Origin of the sequence: Geminicoccus sp. (assembly GCF_035556675.1) — a bacterium.
Classification (GTDB): Bacteria; Pseudomonadota; Alphaproteobacteria; order Geminicoccales; family Geminicoccaceae; genus Geminicoccus.
Genome location: NZ_DATMFZ010000259.1, coordinates 40407 through 62115 on the forward strand (window position 1 = coordinate 40407; position 21709 = coordinate 62115).

Here is a 21709-nt window from a genome sequence, read left to right on the forward strand (position 1 = left end):
GGTGCCCCCTCATGGTCGTTCCGCCTTCATGGCGGCGACCACGCGCCGGGCCAAGGGGTGATCGGCAAGTTCTTCCACCGGCACGTCCAGCCGGCGCCGCCAGTTCGGCCGCTCCAGGTCGGTGCCCGGCAGGTTGAGCTGCTCCACCTCGCCCACCAGGTCCTCCGCCTGGGCCAGCACCAGCGAGCAGGGGGACCGGGCGAGCGCCGCATGGGCCGCAGGCGCGAGCGAATCCTCGTCGGCCGGATCGATACCCAGGTTCGCGGCGAGCCCGGCCTTCTCCGCCGCCCGCTCCTCGAGGGCCGCCTGCGGCGGGTCCTCGCCCTTGACCTGGGCGCGCAGCCGGATGTCGTCGCCCTGCCAAAAGCCCGCGAGCGTCGCCAGGTCGTGGGTCGAGATGCAGGCGGCCGCACGCTTTGGCCATTCCTCCGGTGGGCGGAACCGGTTGCCGTCGCGCTCGAACCACATGACCTTGGTGGAAAGGATCTCCGCCGCGGCCAGCCGCTCGCCGAACCCTTCCGGCACGGTGCCGAGATCTTCTGCCACCACCATGCAGCCGTTCTCGTGGCTGGAGATCGTCAGCTCGGCGAACATCGCGTCGATCGGGTTGCGCACATAGGCGCCCTCCAGCGCCGAGGCCCCGGACGGCACCCAGAACAGCCGCTGCAGGGTCATGGCGTGGTCGATGCGCAGCGCCCCGGCATGGCGCATGTTGGCCCGCAGCAGGTCGCGCCAGGCCCCGACACCTTCCCGGATCAGGACCTGCGGGTCGAGCGGCGGCACGCCCCAGATCTGCCCGGTCGGGCTGAACGGATCGGGGGGCGAGCCCACCGCGACATTCTGGGCAAAGCGTCCTTGCTGCGACCAGAACTCGGCGCCCGAGGGCGCGGCACCGACCGCGAGGTCCCGGTAGAGCCCGATCGCCATGTCCTTCGTGCGCCCGGCCGCCAGCGCCAGTTCCTGGTCGAGCTGCCACTGGACGAAGGCGAAGAAGCGGACCCGCTCGGGATCGAGCTGGTCGCCGACCGTTTCCGGCTGGCGCGCCCATTCCGGCCAATTGCCCCAGTCACTCGTGCCGAAGCGTTCCTCGAGCGCCTGGAACATGGCAAAGGAGCGGAGCGCCTGGCCGCCGGCGGTCATGAACGTGTCGAGATCGCTGCGGTCACCCAGCGCCGCGAACGCCTGCTCGGCGGCGGCCAGCTTGGCGGCGACCACGGCCGGATAGTCGATGATCCGCCCGGCCGTCCGGCCGTCGGCCGGCAGGTACCGCTCGTCGAGCACGCTGGTCAGGTAGCGCAGATCCAGGAAGCGCCGGTCCGAGGGGTAGTAGGGGCTGGCCCGGCCGGGATCGCTCAGGAACAGGGCGTGGAACGGGTTCAGCCCGACCACGTCGGCGCCCATCGCGGCGCAGGCGTCGGCGAACAGAGCGAGCGTGCCGAAGTCGCCGATCCCGCAGTCGCGCTCCTTCTGCCGCAGCGCATAGAGATGGGTGGTGATGCCGAACCGCCTGCCGTCCTGCAGCGCTGCCGGCAGATGGCAGGCACCGGGCGAGACCAGCAGATGGGCCGGCTCGTCCATCCCGTCGATCCGCCAGCGGCCGGCCGGAAGCGGCTCGGGCAGCGTGACCCGGCAGCGTGCCCGGGTCCCTCCGTCCGCGTGCCGGCTGGCGATCACCTCGCCCCTGCCGGGCTGCACGGTGACCCGCCGCGTCTCGCCGGTCTCGGCGGACAGCTCGAGCGTCAGCAGCCCGTCCGGATCATCGGTGGTGATCTCCAGCACCGGCGGCTTGCCTGTGCTGCCGACCGAGAGGCGCGGCAGGCGGCGCTGCCAGGGCTCCTCTTCCAGGCGATGGAGGGAATCGGCGATGTCGCTCGGGTTGCCGGACGGGATGCGCATCGCCTGGAGCAGCGCCTTCAGGCTGTCCGGCGACACCTCGTGCCGGGTGCCTGCGATGTCCCACCAGGCGAGATCGATGCCGGCGAGATCCGCCAGGCGCTTCAGCGTCTCGGGATCGTCGCCATCGCGTCGGGCCGGCCGGTCGCTCAGCACGACCACGGACCGCGCCGACAGTTCAAGCTCGCTCGCAGCAACCGGTCCACTCGCCTTCTCCACGGCCGTGTCGAGTTCCAGATGCCAGCGGCCATCCGCTTCCGGCAGGATCAGGCGGAGCGGCGCGCCGTGGGCGTTCACTCCAACGTAGACATGGTCCTCCGGTTGCATGGAGCGCAGCTCCATGCCGAGAAATCTGCGCTCCTGGGCGAACCAGTCACTCTCCTCGAAGGCTCGCCCGTCCTCGCGCCGCCAGGTGACGGTGGTGCCGTCCAGGAAGCCGTCCAGGTGCAGGGCGGGATGGCGGCAGCGCAGCGCCACCAGCCGCCCCACCAGCTCCACCAGGCCATCTGCCTCCGCCGATGGGGCCGACCAGTCCAGCCAGTTGATCTCGTTGTCCTGGCAATAGGCGTTGTTGTTGCCGCCCTGGGTACGGCCGAGCTCGTCGCCCATGGTCAGCATCGGCGTGCCGCGCGCCAGGATCAGGCAGGCCATGAGTGCCCGCATGTCGGCGCGCCGGAGGCGGATCAGCTCCGGGTCGTCGGACGGCCCCTCCACGCCATGGTTCCAGGAGCGGTTGTTGTCGGTGCCGTCCCGGTTGTCCTCCAGATTGGCCTGGTTGTGCTTGTGCTCGTAGGAGACCAGATCGCGCAGGGTGAAGCCGTCATGGGCGGTGACGTAGTTGACGCTGACGGACGGCCGCCTGGCACCGAACAGGTCCTCCGAGCCCGCGAGCCTGGTCGCGAGCTGGCCGACCATCTCGTTCTCGCCCCGCCAGAAACTGCGCAGGTCGTCGCGGAACCGGTCGTTCCACTCCAGCATCCCGTCCGGGAAGTTGCCGGTCTGCCAGCCGCCCGGCCCGATGTCCCAGGGCTCCATGATCAGCTTCAGGTCGGCCAGCACCGGGTCCTGCTGCAGCGCCATCAGGAACGCGCCGTCCCGGGCATAGCCCGTGGGCGTGCGTGCCACCGTGACCGCCAGATCGAAGCGAAAGCCATCGACCCCCAGGCTCGCCCAGTGGCGGAGTGAATCCATGACCAGCCGCAATACCGGCGCGCGCTCGGTGGCCAGCGTGTTGCCGCAGCCGGCGTCGTTCAGGTAGTAGCGGCGGTTGGCCGGATCGAGCCGGTAGTAGAGGGCGTTGTCCAGGCCGCGCAGCGACACGGTCGGGCCCAGCTCGTCGCCCTCGGCACTGTGGTTGTAGACCACGTCGAGGATCACCTCGATGCCCGCCTGGTGCAGCCGCTCGATCGTCGCCGCCAGTTCCTCCGCCGGCTCGTCCGCCTGCCCATCCACCAGATAGCGCGGCTCCGGCGCCGAATAGGCCGCCGGGTTGTAGCCCCAGTAGTTGGTCAGGCCGGCATCGGCCAGATGCCGCTCGTCCAGGATCGCGTGGACGGGCAGGAGCTCCAGCGTGGTGACGCCCAGGCGGCGCAGATGATCCAGGACCGGCGGCTCGGCGAGTGCGGAGAACCTGCCGCGCAGCCGTTCGGGCAGGGCCGGGTGCAGCCTGGTCATGCCGCGCACATGGGTCTCGTAGATCACCGTGTGCCCGAACGGCGTGCGCGGCCGGCTGTCCGGGCGCGGCACAACGGGTGCGGTCACGATCGCCTTGGGCATGTCGGGCGCGCTGTCCGAGGCGTCGAAGGACAGGTCGGCGTCCGCGGCACCGCGCTGGTAGCCGAACATGGACGGGGCCAGGCGGAACGGCCGGTCGATCGCCCTGGCGAACGGGTCGAGCAGCAGCTTGTTCGGGTTGAAGCGGTGCCCGGCATCGGGGGCATAGGGGCCGTGAACCCTGAAGCCATAGCGCGTGCCGGGCCCGATCCCCTCGATCCGGCCGAACGCCACGCCCGAGGCGCGCTCCGGCAGGGTCAACCGGGCGAGTTCGGTACCGCCTCCCGCATCGAACACGCAGAACTCGACCCGCTCGGCATGCAGCGTCGGCAAGGCGACGTTGACGCCGTTCCCGTCAATGGTGACGCCCAGCGGGTTGGGGCGTCCCGGGAGGACCCGCAGGTCCACTCAGGTGATCACGCTCGGTGCGGCGCGTCCGGTGCGCGCGCGGATGCCGGCGATCTGCTCGGCGGTCTCGATGAGGTCGGCCAGCACGGCCTGGGTATCCAGATCATGGCGGGTGGGATCGGGTTCGTAGCGCTCGAGATAGAGGCGCAGCGTGGCGCCGGCCGTGCCGGTGCCGGACAGGCGCAGCACAATGCGCGACCCGTCCTCGAACAGGATGCGGATGCCCTGCTTGGCGCTCACCGAGCCGTCCACCGGATCCTTGTAGGTGAAGTCGTCGGCCCGGGCGATGCCGCGGCCGTTGACGATCCGGCCGGACAGCTCGCTCAGGCGGCCGCGCAGCTCGTCGACCAGGGCGTTGGCCGCCTGGGCGTCCACTTCCTCGTAGTCGTGGCGGGTATAGTAGTTGCGCCCGTAGGTGGCCCAGTGCTCGGTGACGATCTCCTTCACCGACTGGCCGCGCACCGCCAGGATGTTCAGCCAGAGCAGCACGGCCCAGAGCCCGTCCTTCTCCCGGACATGGTCGGAGCCGGTGCCGGCACTTTCCTCGCCGCACAGCGTGGCCATGCCGGCATCCAGCAGGTTGCCGAAGAACTTCCAGCCGGTCGGCGTCTCGTAGCAGCCGATGCCCAGCTTCTCGGCGACCCGGTCGGCCGCGGCACTGGTGGGCATGGAACGGGCCACGCCCTTGAGCCTGCCGGCATAGCCCTTGGCCAGGTGTGCGTTGGCGGCGAGCAAAGCCAGGCTGTCCGAGGGCGTGACGAAGATGCCCTTGCCGATGATCAGGTTGCGGTCGCCGTCGCCGTCCGAGGCAGCACCGAAATCCGGCGCGTCCGGCCCCATCATCAGGTCGTACAGCTCCTTGGCGTGGACCAGGTTCGGGTCGGGATGATGGCCGCCGAAATCGGGCGATGGCGTACCGTTCACCACCGTGCCGGGCGGGGCGCCGAGCGCCCCTTCCAGGATGGCGTGCGCATAAGGCCCGGTCACCGCATGCATCGCGTCGAAGCGCATCCGGAAGCCGGACGCGAACAGCGCGCGGATCCGGTCGAAGTCGAACAGGTTGATCATCAGGCCGAGATAATCCTCGACCGAGTCGATCACCTGGACGGTCATGCCCTCGACCAACGTCGTGCCCAGCTGGTCCAGGTCGACATCTGGGGCATCGGCGATCCGGTACTCGGTGATCGCCTTGGTCCGGGCGAAGATCGCTTCGGTGATCTTCTCCGGCGCCGGCCCGCCATTCTCGATATTGTACTTGATGCCGAAATCACCCTCCGGCCCGCCCGGGTTGTGCGAGGCCGACAGGATGATCCCGCCAAAGGCCTTGCGCGCGCGGATCACGCAGGAAGCGGCCGGTGTGGACAGGAGCCCGCCCTGGCCCACCAGCAGGCTGCCGAAACCATTGGCCGCGGCCATCTTGATGATGGTCTGGATGGCTTCCCGGTTGAAGAACCGGCCGTCGCCGCCCACCACCAGCATCTTGCCCTGGCGGTCCTCCAGGCTGTCGAAGATCGACTGGACGAAGTTCTCGACATAGTGCTCCTGCATGAAGACCGGGGTCTTCTTGCGCAGGCCGGAGGTGCCGGGCTTCTGGTCGGAAAAGGGCCGGGTCTCGATCGTCTGGATGGTCATCTCGCCGCTCCGCTCTCGGGCACCAGGGTCCGGTACAGGCTGGCATAGGCCTCGGCCCGCACCTCCCAGCCAAGCTCGCTGGTCATCCCGTTGCGCTGCATCTTCCGCCAGTGCCCGGGTTGCCGGTAGAGGTCGATCGTCCGGTTGATGGCATCGCGCAAGGCCTCGGCTGTCACCGGGAAGAACTGCACGCCGGTCGCCACGCCCGCCGCCAGCGCGGCGTCATTGGCGTCGATCACCGTGTCGGCCAGCCCGCCCACCCTGCTCACCACCGGGATGCAGCCATAGCGCAGCCCGTAGAGCTGGATGAGCCCGCAGGGCTCGTACCGGGACGGGACCAGGATCGCGTCCGCGCCGGCCGCCAGGAGATGCGGGAACTCCTCGCTGTAGCCGAGCACGCAGGCGATCCGACCGGGGTGACGCTCGGCCAGGCGCGCATAGACGGCTTCCTGCTGCACGTCCCCGGCAGCCTGCACGACCAACTGGCCGCCGGCTTCCAGCAGGTGCGGCACCGCCTCCAGGATCAGGTCCGCGCCCTTCTGCCAGGTCAGGCGGGTGATCACGCAGAACAGCGGCGAGTCGTCCTGGTCGAGCCCCAGCCGCTCGCACAAGGCCGCCTTGTTCGCCGCCCGGTCCTCCAGGCTGCCGGCCGCATAGTTCTTCGCCAGCAACGGATCGGTGGCCGGGTTCCACCGGCCCAGATCGATGCCGTTGACGATCCCGCTCAGCCGCGCCGCCCGGGCGTTCAGCAGGCCGTCCAGCCCCATGCCCAGCTCTGGCGCACGGATCTCGCGGGCATAGCTCGGGCTCACCGTGGTGATGCGGTCGGCATAGTTGAGCCCGGCCTTCAAAAAGCCGATCTGGCCGTAATACTCGACGCCGTCCGGCACGAAGGCGCGGCGCGGCAGACGCAGCTCGTCGAGCAGGCGGGCCGGGAACTGGCCCTGGAAGGCCAGGTTGTGGACGGTCAGCACGGTCACGGGGCGGTTGCCGTCGGCCAGCGCCAGATAGGCCGGAGCCAGCCCGGCCTGCCAGTCATGGGCGTGCACGATGTCCGGCCTGAAGCCCGGCAGGAGGCCCTGGCCGAGCCAGGCCGCCACGAGCGAGAGGGAAGCGAAGCGCTGGGCGTTGTCGGCCCAGTCCAGCCCCGCGGCATCGAGATAGGGCCCACCCGGCCGGTCGAACAGATGCGGTGCATCGAGCAGGAACAGGGACAGGCCGGTGTCGGCCGACGCTGCCAACAGCCGGGCGTCGCCACCGAACAGGCCGGGCAGGCGCAGGCACTCCTCCACCTGTACCAGCTTGGCCATGACCTGCCGGTAGGCCGGCAGGAGGATGCGCACCGCCACGCCGTACGGCGCCAGCGCCGCCGGCAGGGCGCCCACCACGTCGGCCAGGCCGCCGGTCTTGATCAGCGGAAAGCACTCCGATGCCACTGACAGAACGGACAAGCTCATCAATCAGCGGCCGAGCCGGTCGATCATCGGCTGGGTGATCAGGCAGATCCCGCGATCGGTGCGCCGGAAGCGCTGCGCATCGACCTCAGGATCCTCGCCCACGACCAGCCCGTCCGGGATGGTCACGCTGCCGTCGATCACCACGTTGCGCAGCCGGGCGCCGCGGCCGATCTTGGCATAGGGGAGCACCACCGCCCCGTCGAGCAGGCCATAGGAATGTACGTGGACGCCGGTGGACAGGAGCGAGCGGCGGACCTTCGAGCCGGAAACGATGCAGCCGCCGGCCACCAGCGAGCTGACGGCTTCGCCGCGGCGGCCGTCCACGTCGTGGACGAACTTGGCGGGCGGGGTCAGTTCCGAATAGGTCCAGATCGGCCAGGTCTGGTCGAACAGGTCGAGCTGCGGGACGATGTCGGTGAGGTCGATGCTGGCTTCCCAGTAGGCGTCGACCGTGCCGACGTCCCGCCAGTAGGCCTCCGATTCCGCCTTCGACTTCACGCAGGACTGGGTGAAGCGGTGCGCCACCGCCTTGCCGTGCTGGACGATGTAGGGGATCAGGTCCTTGCCGAAATCCCGCGACGAGCCGGGCAGTTCCGCATCGCGGCGGAGCTGGTCGAACAGGAAGTCGGTCCGGAAGACGTAGATGCCCATGCTGGCGAGCGCCATGTCCGGGTTGCCGGGGATGCCCGGCGGGTCGGACGGCTTCTCCAGGAAGGCGACGATCCGGGAATTCTCGTCGACATGCATGACGCCGAAGGCGGTGGCGTCCAGGCGCGGGACCTCCAGGCAGCCGACGGTGACGTCGGCGCCCGTGTCCACATGCTGCTGGAGCATCAGCCCGTAGTCCATCTTGTAGACATGATCACCCGCCAGGATGACCATGTATTCGGGCGCATAGTCCTGGATGATGTCGATGTTCTGGAAGACGGCGTCGGCCGTGCCCTCGTACCATTGGGTTTCCGAGACGCGCTGGCTGGCCGGCAGGATGTCGAAGCCCTCGTTGCGCTCGGGCCGCAGGAAGTTCCAGCCACGCTGCAGATGGCGGATCAGGCTGTGTGCCTTGTACTGGGTCGCCACCGCGATCCGCCGGATCCCGGAATTGAGTGCATTGCTCAGCGCGAAGTCGATGATCCGGGTCTTGCCGCCGAAGAACACCGCCGGCTTGGCACGCCGGTCGGTGAGCTCATGCAGGCGCGAGCCACGGCCACCCGCCAGCACGTAGGCCATCGCACTGCGGGCCAGGACGGTGGTGGGCGTCCTCACTTCGACCATCGATCGCTCCCTTCCCGTCTCTTCTTGTCCTGCCGCTCATGAACTGAGCTCATCATCCGCGTCGAATAAGTCCGCCGACGGGGGCGGGAGCGTGACCGGCGCCGCATGGGACCGGTCGTACCGTGCCGTCGTTTCGCCCGCGAATTCGCCCCGATCGCCCATCCGCCGCCACGGTAGCAAGCCGCACCCGTGTTGAGAACTTCTCGCCCGCGTCCAGGTTGCGGCGGGCCGGCGCGATATTCCAGTCGTAACGCTGGAATAAGGCGCTGCCTGCCACGGAAGGCTTCGCCCGGACCGGGCCTTGCTCACCTGCAGATGGATGGCCCGCAGGACGAGGCCGCTTCCTCAGCCCGGGTCCATCGGCGCGTGCCAGATATTATCGGCATATTCGCGGATCGAGCGGTCGGACGAGAACCAGCCAGCGTTCGCGGTGTTGTGCAGCGACATGTGCCGCCACTGGGCCGGCCGGCGGAACATGGAGGCCGCCTTGCGCTGGGTCGCGGAGTAGTCGGCGAAATCCGCCGCCACCATGAAATAGTCGCTCTCGTACAGGTCGTGCACGATCGGGCCGTAGCGGCCGGGCTCGTCCGGCGAGAACACGCCGCCGCCCACCGCGTCCAGCACCTGGCGCAGGTTGCCGTCTCCCTCGATCACCGCTCGCGGGTTGTGCCCGTTGGTCCAGCGCTCGCGCACCGCATCCGCGGTCAGCCCGAAGATCAGGATGTTGTCCAAGCCGACATGACGGCTGATCTCGACATTGGCACCGTCCATGGTGCCGATCGTGATGGCACCATTGGCCTGGAACTTCATGTTGCCCGTGCCGGACGCTTCCATGCCCGCGGTAGAGATCTGCTCCGACAGGTCGGCAGCCGGGACCAGCATCTCGGCCAGTGACACGTTGTAGTTCGGCAGGAACACCACCCGGAGCTTGTCGCGCACCGTGGGGTCGCGGTTGACCACCCGCGCCACGTCGTTGATCAGCTTGATGATCAGCTTGGCCCGGTGATAGCTCGCGGCCGCCTTGCCGGCGAAGATCTTGACCCTGGGCGTCCAGTCGCGCTCCGGCTCGGCGCGCATCGCCTCGTAGAGGTGGACCGTCTCCAGGATGTTCAGGAGCTGGCGCTTGTACTCGTGGATCCGCTTGATCTGGATGTCGAACATCGCTTCCGGGTCGAGGCGGATGCCGGTCCGCTGCGCCACGAACACCGCCAGGCGCTGCTTGGCCCCCTGCTTGACCCGCGCGAACCGCTCGAGGAAGGCCTGATCGGTCGCGAACCGCTCCAATTCCTTCAACCGTTCGGCGTCCTTGATCCACTGGGGGCCGATCGCGTCCGTGATCAGGTGTGCCAAGTCCGGATTGCACTCCACCAGCCAGCGACGCATCGTGATGCCGTTGGTGACGTGGGTGATGCGGTCCGGGAACAGCGTGTTCAGGTCCTTGAACACGGTCTCGCGCATGAGCTCGCCATGGAGCTCCGACACGCCGTTGACCTTGTGCGAGCCGATGAAGGCGAGGTTGCCCATCCGCACGCGGCGGCCATGGGTCTCGTCGATCAGGGAAACCGAGCGGACCAGATCAAGGGTAACATCCGGCCGCTTGCGCACCGCCGCCAGGTGCATCGCGTTGATTTCGAAGACCAGCTGCATGTGCCGCGGCAGGAGCCGCTCGAACAGCGGCACCGACCAGGTCTCCAGCGCCTCGGGCAGGAGGGTGTGGTTGGTGTAGCAGAGCGTGGCCTTGGTGATCTCGAAGGCCTCGTCGAGCGCAAAGCCGTTCAGGTCGACCAGGATCCGGGTCAGCTCCAGCACCGACAGGGCCGGGTGGGTGTCGTTGAGCTGGATGTTCGCCGCCTCGGGCAGCGAAGTCAGGTCGTCATACTGAGTCAGGTGGCGGCGGATCAGGTCCTGCAGGGAGGCCGAGGTGAAGAAGAATTCCTGGCGCAGGCGCAGCTCCTGGCCCTCGGCCGTGGAATCGTCGGGATAGAGGACCCGCGAGATCGAGCTGGCGCGCACCTGCTCGGCAAACGCATCGACATGCTGGCCGCGGTTGAAGGCATCCAGCCGGATGGGCGTGATCGGCCGCGCCGCCCACAGGCGCAGCGTGTTGACGGTCTTGCCTTCCCAGCCGACCACGGGCGTGTCGTAGGCCTGAGCCAGCACCCGCTCGGACGGCTGCCAAACATAGGAGACGGTGCCGTCCGGATTGTCCTCGGCATCCACATGGCCGCCAAAGCCGATCTCGTAGGCGACCTCGGGCCGCTCGAACTCCCAGGGATTGCCGAAGGCCAGCCAGTCCTCGGGCAATTCGACCTGCCAGCCGTCCCGGATAACCTGGCGGAACAGGCCGAAATCATAGCGGATGCCGTAGCCGTAGGCCGGCACGCCGACCGTGGCCATGCTCTCCATGAAGCAGGCCGCGAGCCGGCCCAGGCCGCCATTGCCGAGTGCCGCGTCCGGCTCCAGCGCCTTGACCGCCTCGAAGTCGATGCCATGGGCTGTGAGTGCCGCCTTCACCTCGTCCAGCAGGCCCAGATTGCTCGCATTGTCGGTCAGGAGCCGGCCGATCAGGAATTCGAGCGACAGGTAGTAGACCCGCTTCCTGCGCTGCCGGTAGGTATGATCGGTGGAGGCGAACCAGCGGTCGACCAGCCGGTCGCGGAGCGTGATCGCCGTCGCTGCGTACCAGTCGTGCAGCCGGGCGAACTCGGGATTCTTGCCCACCGCATAGCGCAGCGTGGTGACGATCGCCTCCTTGAGGTCCGCGGACGCCCGGCCGGGCATCAGCCGCGGCGGCGAGGCGCTGGCTGGCGATGGCGAACTCGACATGGTCTTGGTGTCCATCACGTCGCAGGTCCTTGGTGGCCTTCCCCTGACCCGGTCCGCGGGAGGTTCGGCTCGTGTACGCACGCGGCGCTCGACGGGTCTGCTGCCGACCCTGACCGACTTCTAGCACGGAAGCCGACGCCGCTGGCCGAGCATGGCGGGCATGACGAGCTTGGCAAGCGTCACAATGGAAACGGGAGGGGCCCTTGCAGATTCCGGGCAGCAGCATCGGCCACGCCGCGAGCACAAGCCGCCGGCTCCACCCAGCAGCGACTTGACATTGGCGGCCTCGACACCCAGCTTGCCTGCCATCGTCTCCGTGGTGATTTGCGCCGACCGGCTTGCGGCCACGTTAAATAAGCGGCTAAAAGGTCGTGATATAGGACTTTATTCCCGGAACCGATCGGGAATGCGTCCTTATCCCGTTCCTGACCGGTCGGCCACTCGACGTTGAATCGAGGCCAGGAAGCGGTCGATGCCCATCAAGATTCCCAATGACCTGCCCGCAGCCGAATTGCTGCGCAACGAGGGCGTGCGCCTGATCGGCGAGGAGGACGCCCTCCAGCAGGACATCCGTCCGATGCAGGTGGGCTTGCTCAACCTGATGCCGGACAAGCTCACCACCGAGACTCAGTTCGCCCGGCTGCTGGGCGCCACGCCGCTCCAGGTCGAGCTGACCCTGATCTCGACCGGAAGCTACATCCCCTCGAATGTGTCGCAGTCGCACCTGCAGAGCTTCTACCAGAGCTGGGAGCAGGTCGCCGACCGCAAGTTCGACGGGCTGCTCATCACCGGCGCCCCGGTCGAGCTCCTGGAATTCGAGGAGGTGAAGTACTGGGACGAACTGGTACGGATCTTCGAGTGGTCGCGCCGTCACGTCCATTCGACCTTCAACGTCTGCTGGGGCGCCCAGGCAGCGCTCTATCACTTTCATGGCGTGCCGAAGCACACCCTGCCGGTGAAGCGCTTCGGCATCTACCGCCACGAGGTCACCGAGCCGCGCGACGCCGCGCGCTCGCCGCTCATGCGCGGCTTCGACGACGAATTCTGGGTGCCGGTCAGCCGCCACACCGAGGTGCGCGAGGAGGACCTGCCCGCCGACGGCAGCATCCGGGTGCTGGCCCGTTCGTCCCGTGCCGGCCTGTGCCTGTGCGAGGACCCGGCGAACCGCCACCTCTTCATGTTCAACCACCTGGAATACGACACGTTCACGCTGGACCGGGAATACCGGCGCGACCTGGAGCGCGGGCTGAACGTCGAGATGCCGCTGCGCTACTATCCGGACGACGATCCGGCCAAGCGGCCGGTCAATCGCTGGCGCGCCTACGCCCACCTGCTGTTCGGCAACTGGATCAACGAGATGTACCAGACCACGCCGTTCGACCTGGACGGGATCGGCGGCTGACCGGCAGGCGGGCACGAGGGCAGCCGGCTGGTGGTGGATTGATATTGACCTTCCTGCTCGCCTGCCTACCTGGATGGCGCGAGGCCACGTCCTCCCCCTTTACGGGATGAAGTCCGGGACGGCCCGGCAGCCTGGCCGAAGGAGGTTGCCGTGGCGTGGTTCATTCTCGTGATCGCCGGTCTGTTCGAGGTCGTCTGGGCCTTCACGATGAAACAGTCGGAAGGTTTCACCCGGCTCTGGCCCACGGTCATCACCTTCGCCGCGATGCTGGTGAGCTTCGGGCTCCTGTCCTGGTCGATGCGGTCGCTGCCGCTCGGCACCGCCTACACGGTCTGGACCGGGATCGGGGCGGTGGGCGCCTTCCTGGCAGGGATCGTCTTTCTCGGTGAGTCCGTCAGCGCGATGCGTCTGCTGGCGGCCATGCTCATCGTGAGCGGGCTGCTGCTCATGAAGCTGTCCAGCAGCGCCTGACAGGGTGGCCGGGTGCGGGCTCAGCCCTGCCGGTCGCCCGGGTTCTGATCCTGGACCCTGACCATGCCGGCGGCCACGCCGATGCTGGCGGCACCCGCCTTGCCGAGCGTGATGGCTCCGCTGCCGGCATGGTCCGGCCCGGTGCCGACGATCCGGCGGTACTGAGTCCGGCCGGTCACGAAATCCAGCGCGGTCAATGCCCAGCGATTGCCGTCCGGCAGGTGCTCGTAGCTGTAGATCAGCCCGTTCTCCAGCGAGAGGGCCGGCATCGCCGCGACACCCACCGTGCTGTTCCAGGCCGTCTCGCAGCGGCCCTGCCGCGCGTCGATGTCGATCCGCTCCAGGCCGCGCCCGCCTGCCAGGTTCGCCGCCAGGACCGTGGCCTGCCCGTCCGCCTGCCAGGCCACGCCCAGCAGCCGCTCGCCCGACCGGGTCGGGAAGGGATAGGCAGCGAACAGGGACGTGCTGCAGATCCGCTGGCCACCGGCCTGCCGGGAGCGGTCGAACACCACCAGTTGCTCATGCGGCCAGCCGCCATCGGTCAGCGCCACCATCTGCCGGCCCAGCAGCAGCACCGTCCGCTGCCTGGAGGCGGCTTCCGGCCTGCCCGCCACCACCTGCGGCGCCACCAGCGGCTGGCGCCACGTCACCACCGGCTGCCCGTCCGCACCGGCATCCAGGCGCTGCAGCGCGTCCCCTGCGACCAGGAACAGCGCCCCCTCGCCCGGATCGACCGCCGGATGGCTGCCGGGCGTGGCGGAAGTCCCGTTCGCCGTCGTGAGCGCCAGGGTCCTGGTCGTGCAGTCGTCCAGGCGCAGGGTCCCCGCGATCCCGGTGGCGCTCACGAACCAGGCGCGGCCGTCGCCCTGCGACAGGAGGGCGGTCACCTGGTCGCCGGCCGGCAGGGCAGGCTTCAGGTCACAGCCCGCCACCTGCTCGAACCTGGCCGTTCCCCGGGTCCACACCGCGCCGATCGTCACCACCCGGACCTGCTGGACCATCCATACCTGGCTGTCGCCCGCCAGGACCACGATCCGGCCGGCCTGGTCGACAAAATGGGCGCCGCTCGCCGGGCCATCGGGCAGCGCCAGCTCGGCCAGGCGGGTCAGGGAGCCAGGGTCCAGGAGATTGAGCGTCGCTCCGCCGGGCCTGGTGCAGACCGCCAGCACCCGGCCCTGGTCATCCAGGGATACCTCGCCGCAGGCGGCATCCAGCCGAATCGAATCCACCGCCTGCATCCCGCCCAGCGGTCCTGCCGCCGCCTGGGCGCCGATGGCCGGCCTGGCCGTGACGGGCGCCAGGGCGGCCAGGGGCCGGGGCGATGCCAAGCGGCCGGAGAAGCTGCCGGCGGCACCCGCCGCCACGCCGTTCGCGATCGGTCCCGGCTCTGCCGCGGGCGACAATCCCGGCAGCAGGAGCGACAGAAGAAGTGCCGTAGAAAATCCGGCACGGTGCGCCCAACGGATCATCCGCGCGTGTCCTCGCATGGGCCATGGAACATCATGACACGTATTTGCGCATTCCCTCAAGTCACGCCGTCACGGCAGCATCAGCCGCTTGTGGCAGGAACCCCACCGCAAGCGGCTCCGTTCCCGGAAATCGCGGTCAGCGGCGGGGCGGGCGCCGGTCATGGGGCGCCAGCACCCGAATCGCGGCATGCTCGGCCGTGCGCGCCGCCGCCTGTGGCAGCGCCACGTACTGGCGCCGCCGGGGCCGCGCAGTCTGAAAGGCCGGAGCGCCCAGATAGAGCTGCTTTTCCGCCTCCGCTAGAAGGATGCCGCCGAACTGCGGCCAGAGCCGCTGACCGGTGCGCTCCAGCGGGATCGCCAGGCGCTGCAGGATCTTCAGGTTCCAGGGCGGCACGAACATGGCCCGGCGCACCTCGCCCCGCACCAGGAGGTGGCGGGCGAGCAGGCGCTCGAGCTGGCCGGCGGTAAACGGCGAGCCCTGGCCGAACGGCGTGGTGTCGGACAAAGACCACAGCCCGTGCCGGTTCGGCACGATCAGCACCACCCGGCCGTCATCGGTGAGCACTCGCCAGATCTCGCGCATCAGCCGGTTCAGGCTGCGGCAGGTCTCCAGCGCATGGACCAGGAGCAGGCAGTCCACGCTCTGATCGGCCAGCGGGATCTCGTCCTCCTGGAAGATCGCGAGCCGGCAAGGTCCCGTCTCCGGCCAGCGCTGCACGTTGCAGCCGGCCGGCACCAGCGCCAGGGTCGCGGCCGCCTCGTCGGCGAAGACGTCCAGGAACGGCATGGCGTAACCCATGCCGACGATGGTCTTGCCGGCCACCTGCGGCCAGAGCTGACGGAGCTGCAGCCCGATCAGCCGGCGCGCGAGCTGGCCCTTGCGGCTGGCGTAGAACTGCTCGAGATCGCCGTTCATGACTCCGTTCGATTCCGGCTCGACCAAGGTCATGTGCCGCCCGAGGTGGCGCACACTGCTCGTCCGGACCATATACGACGGCAATGCCCATGCTGAAGTGGGTAGACGCCCAAACGCGACCAATCGGGAGATGCGACCTTGGCCAATGCCCCAATCCTGGTGGAACTCCTGCCGATCCTGGACGACAACTACGCCTTCATGCTGCGCCAGGAAGGCAATTCCAGGGTGGTGATCGTGGATCCGGGTGTCGCAGCGCCGATTGCCGAGGCGCTGGCCGAGCGCAGCCTGCAGATCGGCACCATCCTGATTACCCACAGCCATTCGGATCATGTGGCGGGGGTCGAGGAGCTGGCGCTGGCTACCCAGGTCGAGGTCATCGGCAATGGCGCCGACTGCCACCGCCTGCCCAAGCTGACCCGCACGGTCGAGCCGGGCCAGCGCTTCGAGCTGCTGGGCACCCCGGTCGAAGTGCTGGACACGCCCGGCCATGTGCGCGGGCATGTCAGCTACTATCTGCCCGAGGCCAAGCTGCTGTTCTGCGGCGATGTGATGTTCACCATGGGCTGCGGCCGGCTGGGCGAGGACGGGCCCGAGGTGCTGTGGAAGTCCCTGCAGCTCCTGGCCAAGCTGCCCGACGACACCAAGGTCTATTCCGGCCACGAATATACGCTGGGCAACGCCAAGTTCGCGGCCCACGTCTTCCCGGACAATCAGGAGATCAAGGCCCGGCTCGCCAAGGTCCAGGAGCTGCGGGCGGCCGGCCAGCCGACCGTGCCGACCACGATCGGCGAGGAGAAGCGGACCAATCCGTTCCTGCTGGGTGGCTCCGAGGCGCGCTTTGCCGAGCTGCGCGAGGCCAAGAACAACTTCCGCGGATAAGGGAGATCAGGGCAGGCGGCGCAGCATGGCGCTGGCCGTCTGCCGGGCCGCCAGCATCACGGCCAGCACGACAACGAGTGCCCCCAGCACTAGGATGGCCGCGTCCAGCGGCCGGACGGCCAGCATCGTCTGCACCGGCCAGCTGCCCGCCGGGCCGGCCTCTGCCAGCATGAGCATGGCGAACGCGCCCAGGCCGGCCCCGGCCAAGCCGCCCAGCCATAGCGGGCGGAACGGATAGGGCCGCAGCTCGCGCAACACGAATGGATCGTCGGCACCGAGCATGCGCAGGACCTCGATCTCCCCGTGCCGGCGCCGAACGGCATCGGCCGTCAGGACCGCTGCCAGCAGCAGTGCCAGGAGCAGGGTGCCTGCCCCCAGGGCCGGCATGGCATAGCGCAGCAGGGCGAGCAGTGCCGGGTCGGGACGCGGGCCGATGATCCCGGCATCCTCGATCAGGCCGTCCGGGGCAAGAGCGGTGATCCGCTCGTGGAGCCGCGCCAGGTCGGGCACCACCCCTGGGTCGAACCGGGCCTCCAGCAGGATCGGCATGGGCAGATCGGCATCCCGGCCGCCGACCAGAACCTCGCGCACCTCCGCCTCGGGGATCAGCTCGACCTGCCCGACCTGTGGGTCGGCACGCAGCAGGGCCATCACGCCGGCGAGGTCGCCGTCGCGATCGGCCGGATCGAGCGGTGCCGGCAAGGACACTACCGCTACGGCGACGCTGCGGTCCTCGGCCACCAGCAGCAGGCCATGGCCCGCGGCGGCAAGCGCCAAGCCGACCGTCGCCGCCAGAACCAGCAGCCCGAGGAGCAGGGCAACCATGCCCCTGGTCGGCCAGCCGGGCGTCGGGAAGGTGCCGGTACTCATGCGAACTGGTCCACCGATGCCGTGGCTGCCGCCGGGTGAAGCCGGCCGTCGGCCAGGCGCATGGCCCGGGCCCGGACCCGCGCCGGCAGTGCTGGATCATGGGTCGCCAGAAGGATGGTGGTGCCGGCCCGGTTCAGCTCGCCCAGGAGGTGGAGGGCGCGGTGGGCCAGCGGGCCGTCCAGCAGGCTGGTGGGCTCGTCGGCCAGCAGCAGGTCGGGCCGGCCGATCACCGCGCGCCCGAGTGCCAGCAGCTGGCGCTCGGCGGCGGAGAGTTCCCCTGGCCGCCGCGCGGCCAGCCCGGTGATCCCCAGCCATTCCATGAGCTCGGCGACCGGCGGCCGGATCTGCTTTACGGGCAGACCGGCGATCCGCAGCGGCAGCGCCAGGTTCGCGGCGGCACTCAGATGGTCCAGGAGCCGCAGGTCCTGGCAGACGAGGCCGATCCGGCGGCGGATCCGGGCACGCTCACCCCGGTCGATCCGCGCCGTGTCCCGGCCGAACAAGGTCAGCCGCCCGATGGCCGGAGCGGCGGCGCGGGCGATGCTGGTCAGCAGCGTGGTCTTGCCCGCACCACTGGCGCCGACGATCAGCAGGAATGATCCTGCTTGCACGGTGAGGTCGAAGTCGCGCAGAACGTCCGGGCCGGAACCATATTTCATGGCGGCACCGAAGAGTTCGACGATGATTTCGCGCTGGTCGCTCAATACCGATCCTGGAACCACTGCTGTCTTGCCCCCGGATCGCCGCCGGCCGGACCGGATGCGCCAGCCGTCGTCGGCGCGCCCGGCATCATGATCGTCACCTGCCCCAACTGTGGCGCCAAGTACAAGATCGACAGCGCCGCGATCGGCGAGAAGGGGCGCATGGTCTCCTGCGCCAACTGCCGCCATCGCTGGTTCGTCGATCCGGAGCGACCCGGGGCCGAGCTTGCCGCGCCCGAGCCGCCGCCGCCACCCCCAACTGCCGAGCGGCCACGCCTGGGCGAGGAGCCGGGCATGGTGCGGCGGGGCAGCCGGAGCGGCGCGTTCGGCTGGCTGGTCCTGCTGGTGCTGATCGCCGTGGTGGCCGGCCTGGTGCTGGCCCGTAACCAAATCGCCACGGCCTGGCCGCAGGTGGCGGGCATGTACCGCCAGCTGGGCCTGGAGGTGACAGTCGACCCCGGCCTGGAAATCCGCGGCGTCACCTCCTCGGAGATCGACGAGGACGGGGAGCGGGTGCTGGTGGTGAGCGGCGAGATCGTCAACACCACCGACTATGCCATGTCGGTACCGGCCCTGCGGGTGTCGCTGCTCGACGGCGAGCGGATGGAACTGACCAGTGAGGTGGTGCGGGTCGAGCCGCCCATCCTGGAAGCCCGCGCCACCACCCGGTTCGAGACGCGGCTGGAAGACGTGCCGCCCGAAGCACGGCACACCGCGGTGCGGTTCGAGGACGCCCCTTGACCCTCCCGATGGCGCGCGCACTGGCCGAGGCCAGGGCCGCGTCCGAACGGGGCGAGGTGCCGGTGGGCGCGGTGGTTACCGACCGGGCCGGGCGGATCGTCGCCGCGGACGGCAACCGCGTCGAGGAATGGCGGGATCCTACCGCCCATGCCGAGATCCTGGTGCTGCGCACGGCGGCCGCTGCTCTGGGCTCGCCGCGCCTGGTCGACCATGACCTGTGGGTGACGCTGGAGCCCTGCCCGATGTGCGCCCAGGCGATCGCCTTCGCCCGGATCCGCCGCCTGCACTTCGGTGCCGCCGATCCGAAGGGCGGCGGCGTCGAGAACGGCCCGCGCATCTTCGGCCAGCCGACCTGCCACCATCGGCCGGAAGTGGTGGCCGGCATCCGGGAGACGGAGGCGGCGGCGCTCTTGAGGAGGTTCTTCCAGGCACGGCGTTGACTCGATGGTCAGACGCTGCGCCATGATCACCGCCTCCTTCGTGTCGGCGGTGCCATGCGCGTTACGATAGACATCGACGAGGCCCTGCAGCGGCTGGTGCGCGGGAAGCGTCAGGCCGAAGCCCTCCAGGCGCTCAAGGACATCGGCTGGGAAGGTGACCTGGATGCGATGCGAACGGACCTGAACTTTCCCCCGGACGAGCCGTCACCAAACGTTCCTGAAGAAGCCTGCGCGTCCTGCGTTAAAGCCTCACACCCCTGCCCGCTTCCTGCCCCGCGCCCGTGCCTTCGCCTCCCGGGCCTTCTCCGCCCGTGACTTGCTGGTGGGCTTCCAGGCATGGGCGCTGGCCTGGGCAACGGGCCGGGACGGCATGCCGAGCTCGCCGTCCTCCAGCCGCTTGATCTCGTCGCGCAGCCGGGCGGCCTCCTCGAACTCCAGGTTGCTGGCAGCCTTGCGCATCCGCTGCTCGAGTTCGCCGATATGGCGCTGCAGCTCCATGCCGGTGAGGATGGTCGGCTGGTCCTCGACCAGGTCCACCGTCACATAGTCGCGCTCCGCCACGTCCTTCAGGATGTCGGCGATGTGCCGCTTGATGGTCTGCGGGGTGATGCCGTGCTCGGCATTGTGCGCGAGCTGCTTGGCCCGGCGGCGCTCGGTCTCGGCCAGGGCCGCCTCGATCGAGCGGGTGCGCTTGTCGGCATAGAGCACGACCTTGCCCTCGACGTTGCGGGCCGCCCGGCCGATCGTCTGGACCAGCGAGGTTTCCGAGCGCAGATAGCCCTCCTTGTCGGCATCCAGGATCGCGACCAGCCCGCATTCGGGGATGTCCAGCCCCTCGCGCAGGAGGTTGATGCCGACCAGCACGTCGAACTTGCCGAGACGCAGGTCGCGGATGATCTCGATGCGCTCCAGGGTGTCGATGTCCGAGTGCATGTAGCGCACCTGGACGCCCTGCTCGTGCAGGTACTCGGACAGGTCCTCGGCCATCCGCTTGGTCAGGGTGGTGACCAGCGTGCGCAGGCCCTTCTCCTTGGCCAGGCCGATCTCGTGCATCAGGTCGTCGACCTGGTGCTCGACCGGCCGGACCACGCAGACCGGGTCGACCAGCCCGGTCGGGCGGATGACCTGCTCGGAGAACACGCCGCCGGTCCGCTCCATCTCCCAGGAACCGGGCGTGGCCGAGACGAAGATCGTCTGCGGCCGCATCGCGTCCCATTCCTCGAACTTGAGCGGGCGGTTGTCTTTGCAGGATGGCAGGCGGAAGCCGAACTCGGACAGGATCGACTTGCGCGCGAAGTCGCCCTTGTACATGCCGCCCACCTGCGGGACGGTGACGTGGCTCTCGTCGACGATCAGCAGCGCGTTGTCCGGCAGGTACTCGAACAGGGTCGGCGGCGGCTCGCCGGGGGCGCGGCCGGTCAGATAGCGCGAATAGTTCTCGATGCCCGAGCACGACCCGGTGGTCAGGATCATCTCCAGGTCGGCCGTGGTGCGCTGCTCGATCCGTTCCGCCTCCAGGAGCTTGCCGGTCGCCCGGTAGTGCTCCAGCGTTTCCTTCAGCTCCTGCCGGATCCCCTCCACCGCCGCCTGCAGGGTGGGCTTGGGCGTCACGTAGTGGCTGTTCGGGTAGAGGCGGATCTGGTCCAGCTTCCCCAGCCGCTTGCCGGTGAGCGGGTCGATCTCCACCAGCGCGTCGACCGTGTCGCCGAACAGGTCGATCCGCCAGGCCTTGTCCTCCAGGTGCGCCGGGAAGATCTCGATCACGTCGCCCTTGGCGCGGAAGTTGCCGCGCGCCAGCTCCATGTCGTTGCGCTTGTACTGCAGCTCGACGAAGGCGCGCAGCAGCTTGGCCCGGTCGACCTTCTGCCCCCGCTTCAGGGTCATGGTCATCCGCGCATAGGTCTCGGGGCTGCCGATGCCGTAGATGCAGCTCACCGATGCCACGATGATGACGTCGTCGCGCTCGAACAGGGCACGGGTCGCCGAGTGGCGCATCCGGTCGATCTGCTCGTTGATGGCCGAGGTCTTCTCAATATAGGTGTCGGTGCGGGCGACGTAGGCCTCGGGCTGGTAGTAGTCGTAGTACGAGACGAAGTACTCGACTGAGTTCTCCGGGAAGAAGCTCTTCATCTCGCCGTAGAGCTGCGCCGCCAGGATCTTGTTCGGCGCCAGGATCAGCGTCGGTCGCTGCAGGTTGCGTATGACGTTCGCCATGGTGAACGTCTTGCCGGAACCGGTGACGCCCAGGAGCACCTGGTCGCGCTCGCCGCGCAGGAGGCCCTCGGTCAGCTCCTGGATCGCCTGCGGCTGGTCGCCCGCCGGCTGATAGTCCGAGGCCAGCGTGAGCGCCTGCCCACCCTCCGGCCGCTGGATCAGCTCCGGGCTCTCCGCCACTGCCTTCAACAGGTCCAGACCAGCCAGTGCGTCCGTCGTGGGCAGCTTCGCCATGGTTCACCCGTCGCCGTTCATCCGCATGCGGTCCGACATGGTGGGGTCGCGCCGGCACCAGAACAAGAGGGGAACGGTGTGGCCATTCGGTCTCACCCAGATGCCCGATGG

15 protein-coding genes and 1 riboswitch are annotated in these 21709 nt (G+C 69.0%); of the genes, 5 read left to right on the plus strand and 10 right to left on the minus strand.

What is annotated here, in order from left to right; all coding sequences use genetic code 11:
• Positions 1-9 precede the first annotated feature (9 nt).
• From glgX to VNS22_RS18210, 5 genes are all read right to left on the minus strand, one after another.
• Positions 10-4074, minus strand: coding sequence for a glycogen debranching protein GlgX (glgX, locus tag VNS22_RS18190; RefSeq protein ID WP_325734895.1), 4065 nt, complete (start codon positions 4072-4074; stop codon positions 10-12).
• On the minus strand, positions 4075-5706 hold the full coding sequence (locus tag VNS22_RS18195) for an alpha-D-glucose phosphate-specific phosphoglucomutase (protein WP_325734897.1): 1632 nt from the start codon (positions 5704-5706) through the stop codon (positions 4075-4077).
• Entirely contained in the window at positions 5703-7166 is a 1464-nt protein-coding gene (gene glgA / locus VNS22_RS18200) for a glycogen synthase GlgA (RefSeq protein WP_414653378.1), read from the minus strand. Before glgA ends, VNS22_RS18195 begins: the two co-directional genes overlap by 4 nt.
• Positions 7167-8435, minus strand: coding sequence for a glucose-1-phosphate adenylyltransferase (glgC, locus tag VNS22_RS18205; RefSeq protein ID WP_325734900.1), 1269 nt, complete (start codon positions 8433-8435; stop codon positions 7167-7169).
• Positions 8436-8780: 345 nt separating this feature from the next.
• Positions 8781-11276 (minus strand): glycogen/starch/alpha-glucan phosphorylase, encoded by a 2496-nt coding sequence (locus VNS22_RS18210; protein ID WP_325734902.1) that lies wholly within the window; start codon positions 11274-11276, stop codon positions 8781-8783.
• A gap of 291 nt (positions 11277-11567) precedes the next feature.
• Positions 11568-11646: riboswitch (SAM riboswitch) on the plus strand.
• Positions 11647-11733: 87 nt separating this feature from the next.
• Between VNS22_RS18210 and VNS22_RS18215 the strand changes: the two genes are divergently transcribed.
• Positions 11734-12663, plus strand: a complete 930-nt coding sequence (locus VNS22_RS18215; protein WP_325734904.1) for a homoserine O-succinyltransferase — start codon at positions 11734-11736, stop codon at positions 12661-12663.
• Between the two features lie 150 nt (positions 12664-12813).
• Entirely contained in the window at positions 12814-13134 is a 321-nt protein-coding gene (gene sugE / locus VNS22_RS18220; RefSeq protein ID WP_325734906.1) for a quaternary ammonium compound efflux SMR transporter SugE, read from the plus strand.
• Between the two features lie 20 nt (positions 13135-13154).
• Here the strand turns inward: sugE and VNS22_RS18225 are convergent, their stop codons facing one another.
• Together VNS22_RS18225 and VNS22_RS18230 are read right to left on the minus strand one after the other, a co-directional pair.
• Positions 13155-14603, minus strand: a complete 1449-nt coding sequence (locus VNS22_RS18225; RefSeq protein WP_325734908.1) for a hypothetical protein — start codon at positions 14601-14603, stop codon at positions 13155-13157.
• Positions 14604-14739: 136 nt separating this feature from the next.
• Complete coding sequence (locus VNS22_RS18230) at positions 14740-15519, minus strand: methyltransferase domain-containing protein (protein WP_325734910.1); 780 nt, start codon at positions 15517-15519, stop codon at positions 14740-14742.
• Between the two features lie 138 nt (positions 15520-15657).
• Between VNS22_RS18230 and gloB the strand changes: the two genes are divergently transcribed.
• The gene (gene gloB / locus VNS22_RS18235) at positions 15658-16398 is read left to right on the plus strand and encodes a hydroxyacylglutathione hydrolase (RefSeq protein WP_325734912.1); all 741 of its coding nucleotides are present in this window, start codon (positions 15658-15660) and stop codon (positions 16396-16398) included.
• A 6-nt stretch (positions 16399-16404) separates the two neighbouring features.
• Here gloB and VNS22_RS18240 read toward each other — a convergent pair whose 3' ends face one another.
• Both VNS22_RS18240 and VNS22_RS18245 read right to left on the minus strand, forming a co-directional pair.
• Positions 16405-17268: an FtsX-like permease family protein gene (locus tag VNS22_RS18240; RefSeq protein WP_325734914.1), complete on the minus strand. Its 864-nt coding sequence runs from the start codon at positions 17266-17268 to the stop codon at positions 16405-16407.
• Positions 17265-17972, minus strand: a complete 708-nt coding sequence (locus tag VNS22_RS18245; RefSeq protein ID WP_325734916.1) for a cell division ATP-binding protein FtsE — start codon at positions 17970-17972, stop codon at positions 17265-17267. Before VNS22_RS18245 ends, VNS22_RS18240 begins: the two co-directional genes overlap by 4 nt.
• An 87-nt stretch (positions 17973-18059) precedes the next feature.
• Between VNS22_RS18245 and VNS22_RS18250 the strand changes: the two genes are divergently transcribed.
• Together VNS22_RS18250 and VNS22_RS18255 are read left to right on the plus strand one after the other, a co-directional pair.
• Positions 18060-18710, plus strand: coding sequence for a DUF3426 domain-containing protein (locus VNS22_RS18250; protein WP_325734918.1), 651 nt, complete (start codon positions 18060-18062; stop codon positions 18708-18710).
• A gap of 8 nt (positions 18711-18718) precedes the next feature.
• Positions 18719-19150 (plus strand): nucleoside deaminase, encoded by a 432-nt coding sequence (locus VNS22_RS18255; protein ID WP_349261837.1) that lies wholly within the window; start codon positions 18719-18721, stop codon positions 19148-19150.
• 249 nt (positions 19151-19399) lie between these two features.
• Here VNS22_RS18255 and uvrB read toward each other — a convergent pair whose 3' ends face one another.
• A complete protein-coding gene (uvrB, locus tag VNS22_RS18260) occupies positions 19400-21598 on the minus strand; it encodes an excinuclease ABC subunit UvrB (RefSeq protein WP_325734920.1) in 2199 nt (732 codons plus the stop codon).
• Positions 21599-21709 lie beyond the last annotated feature (111 nt).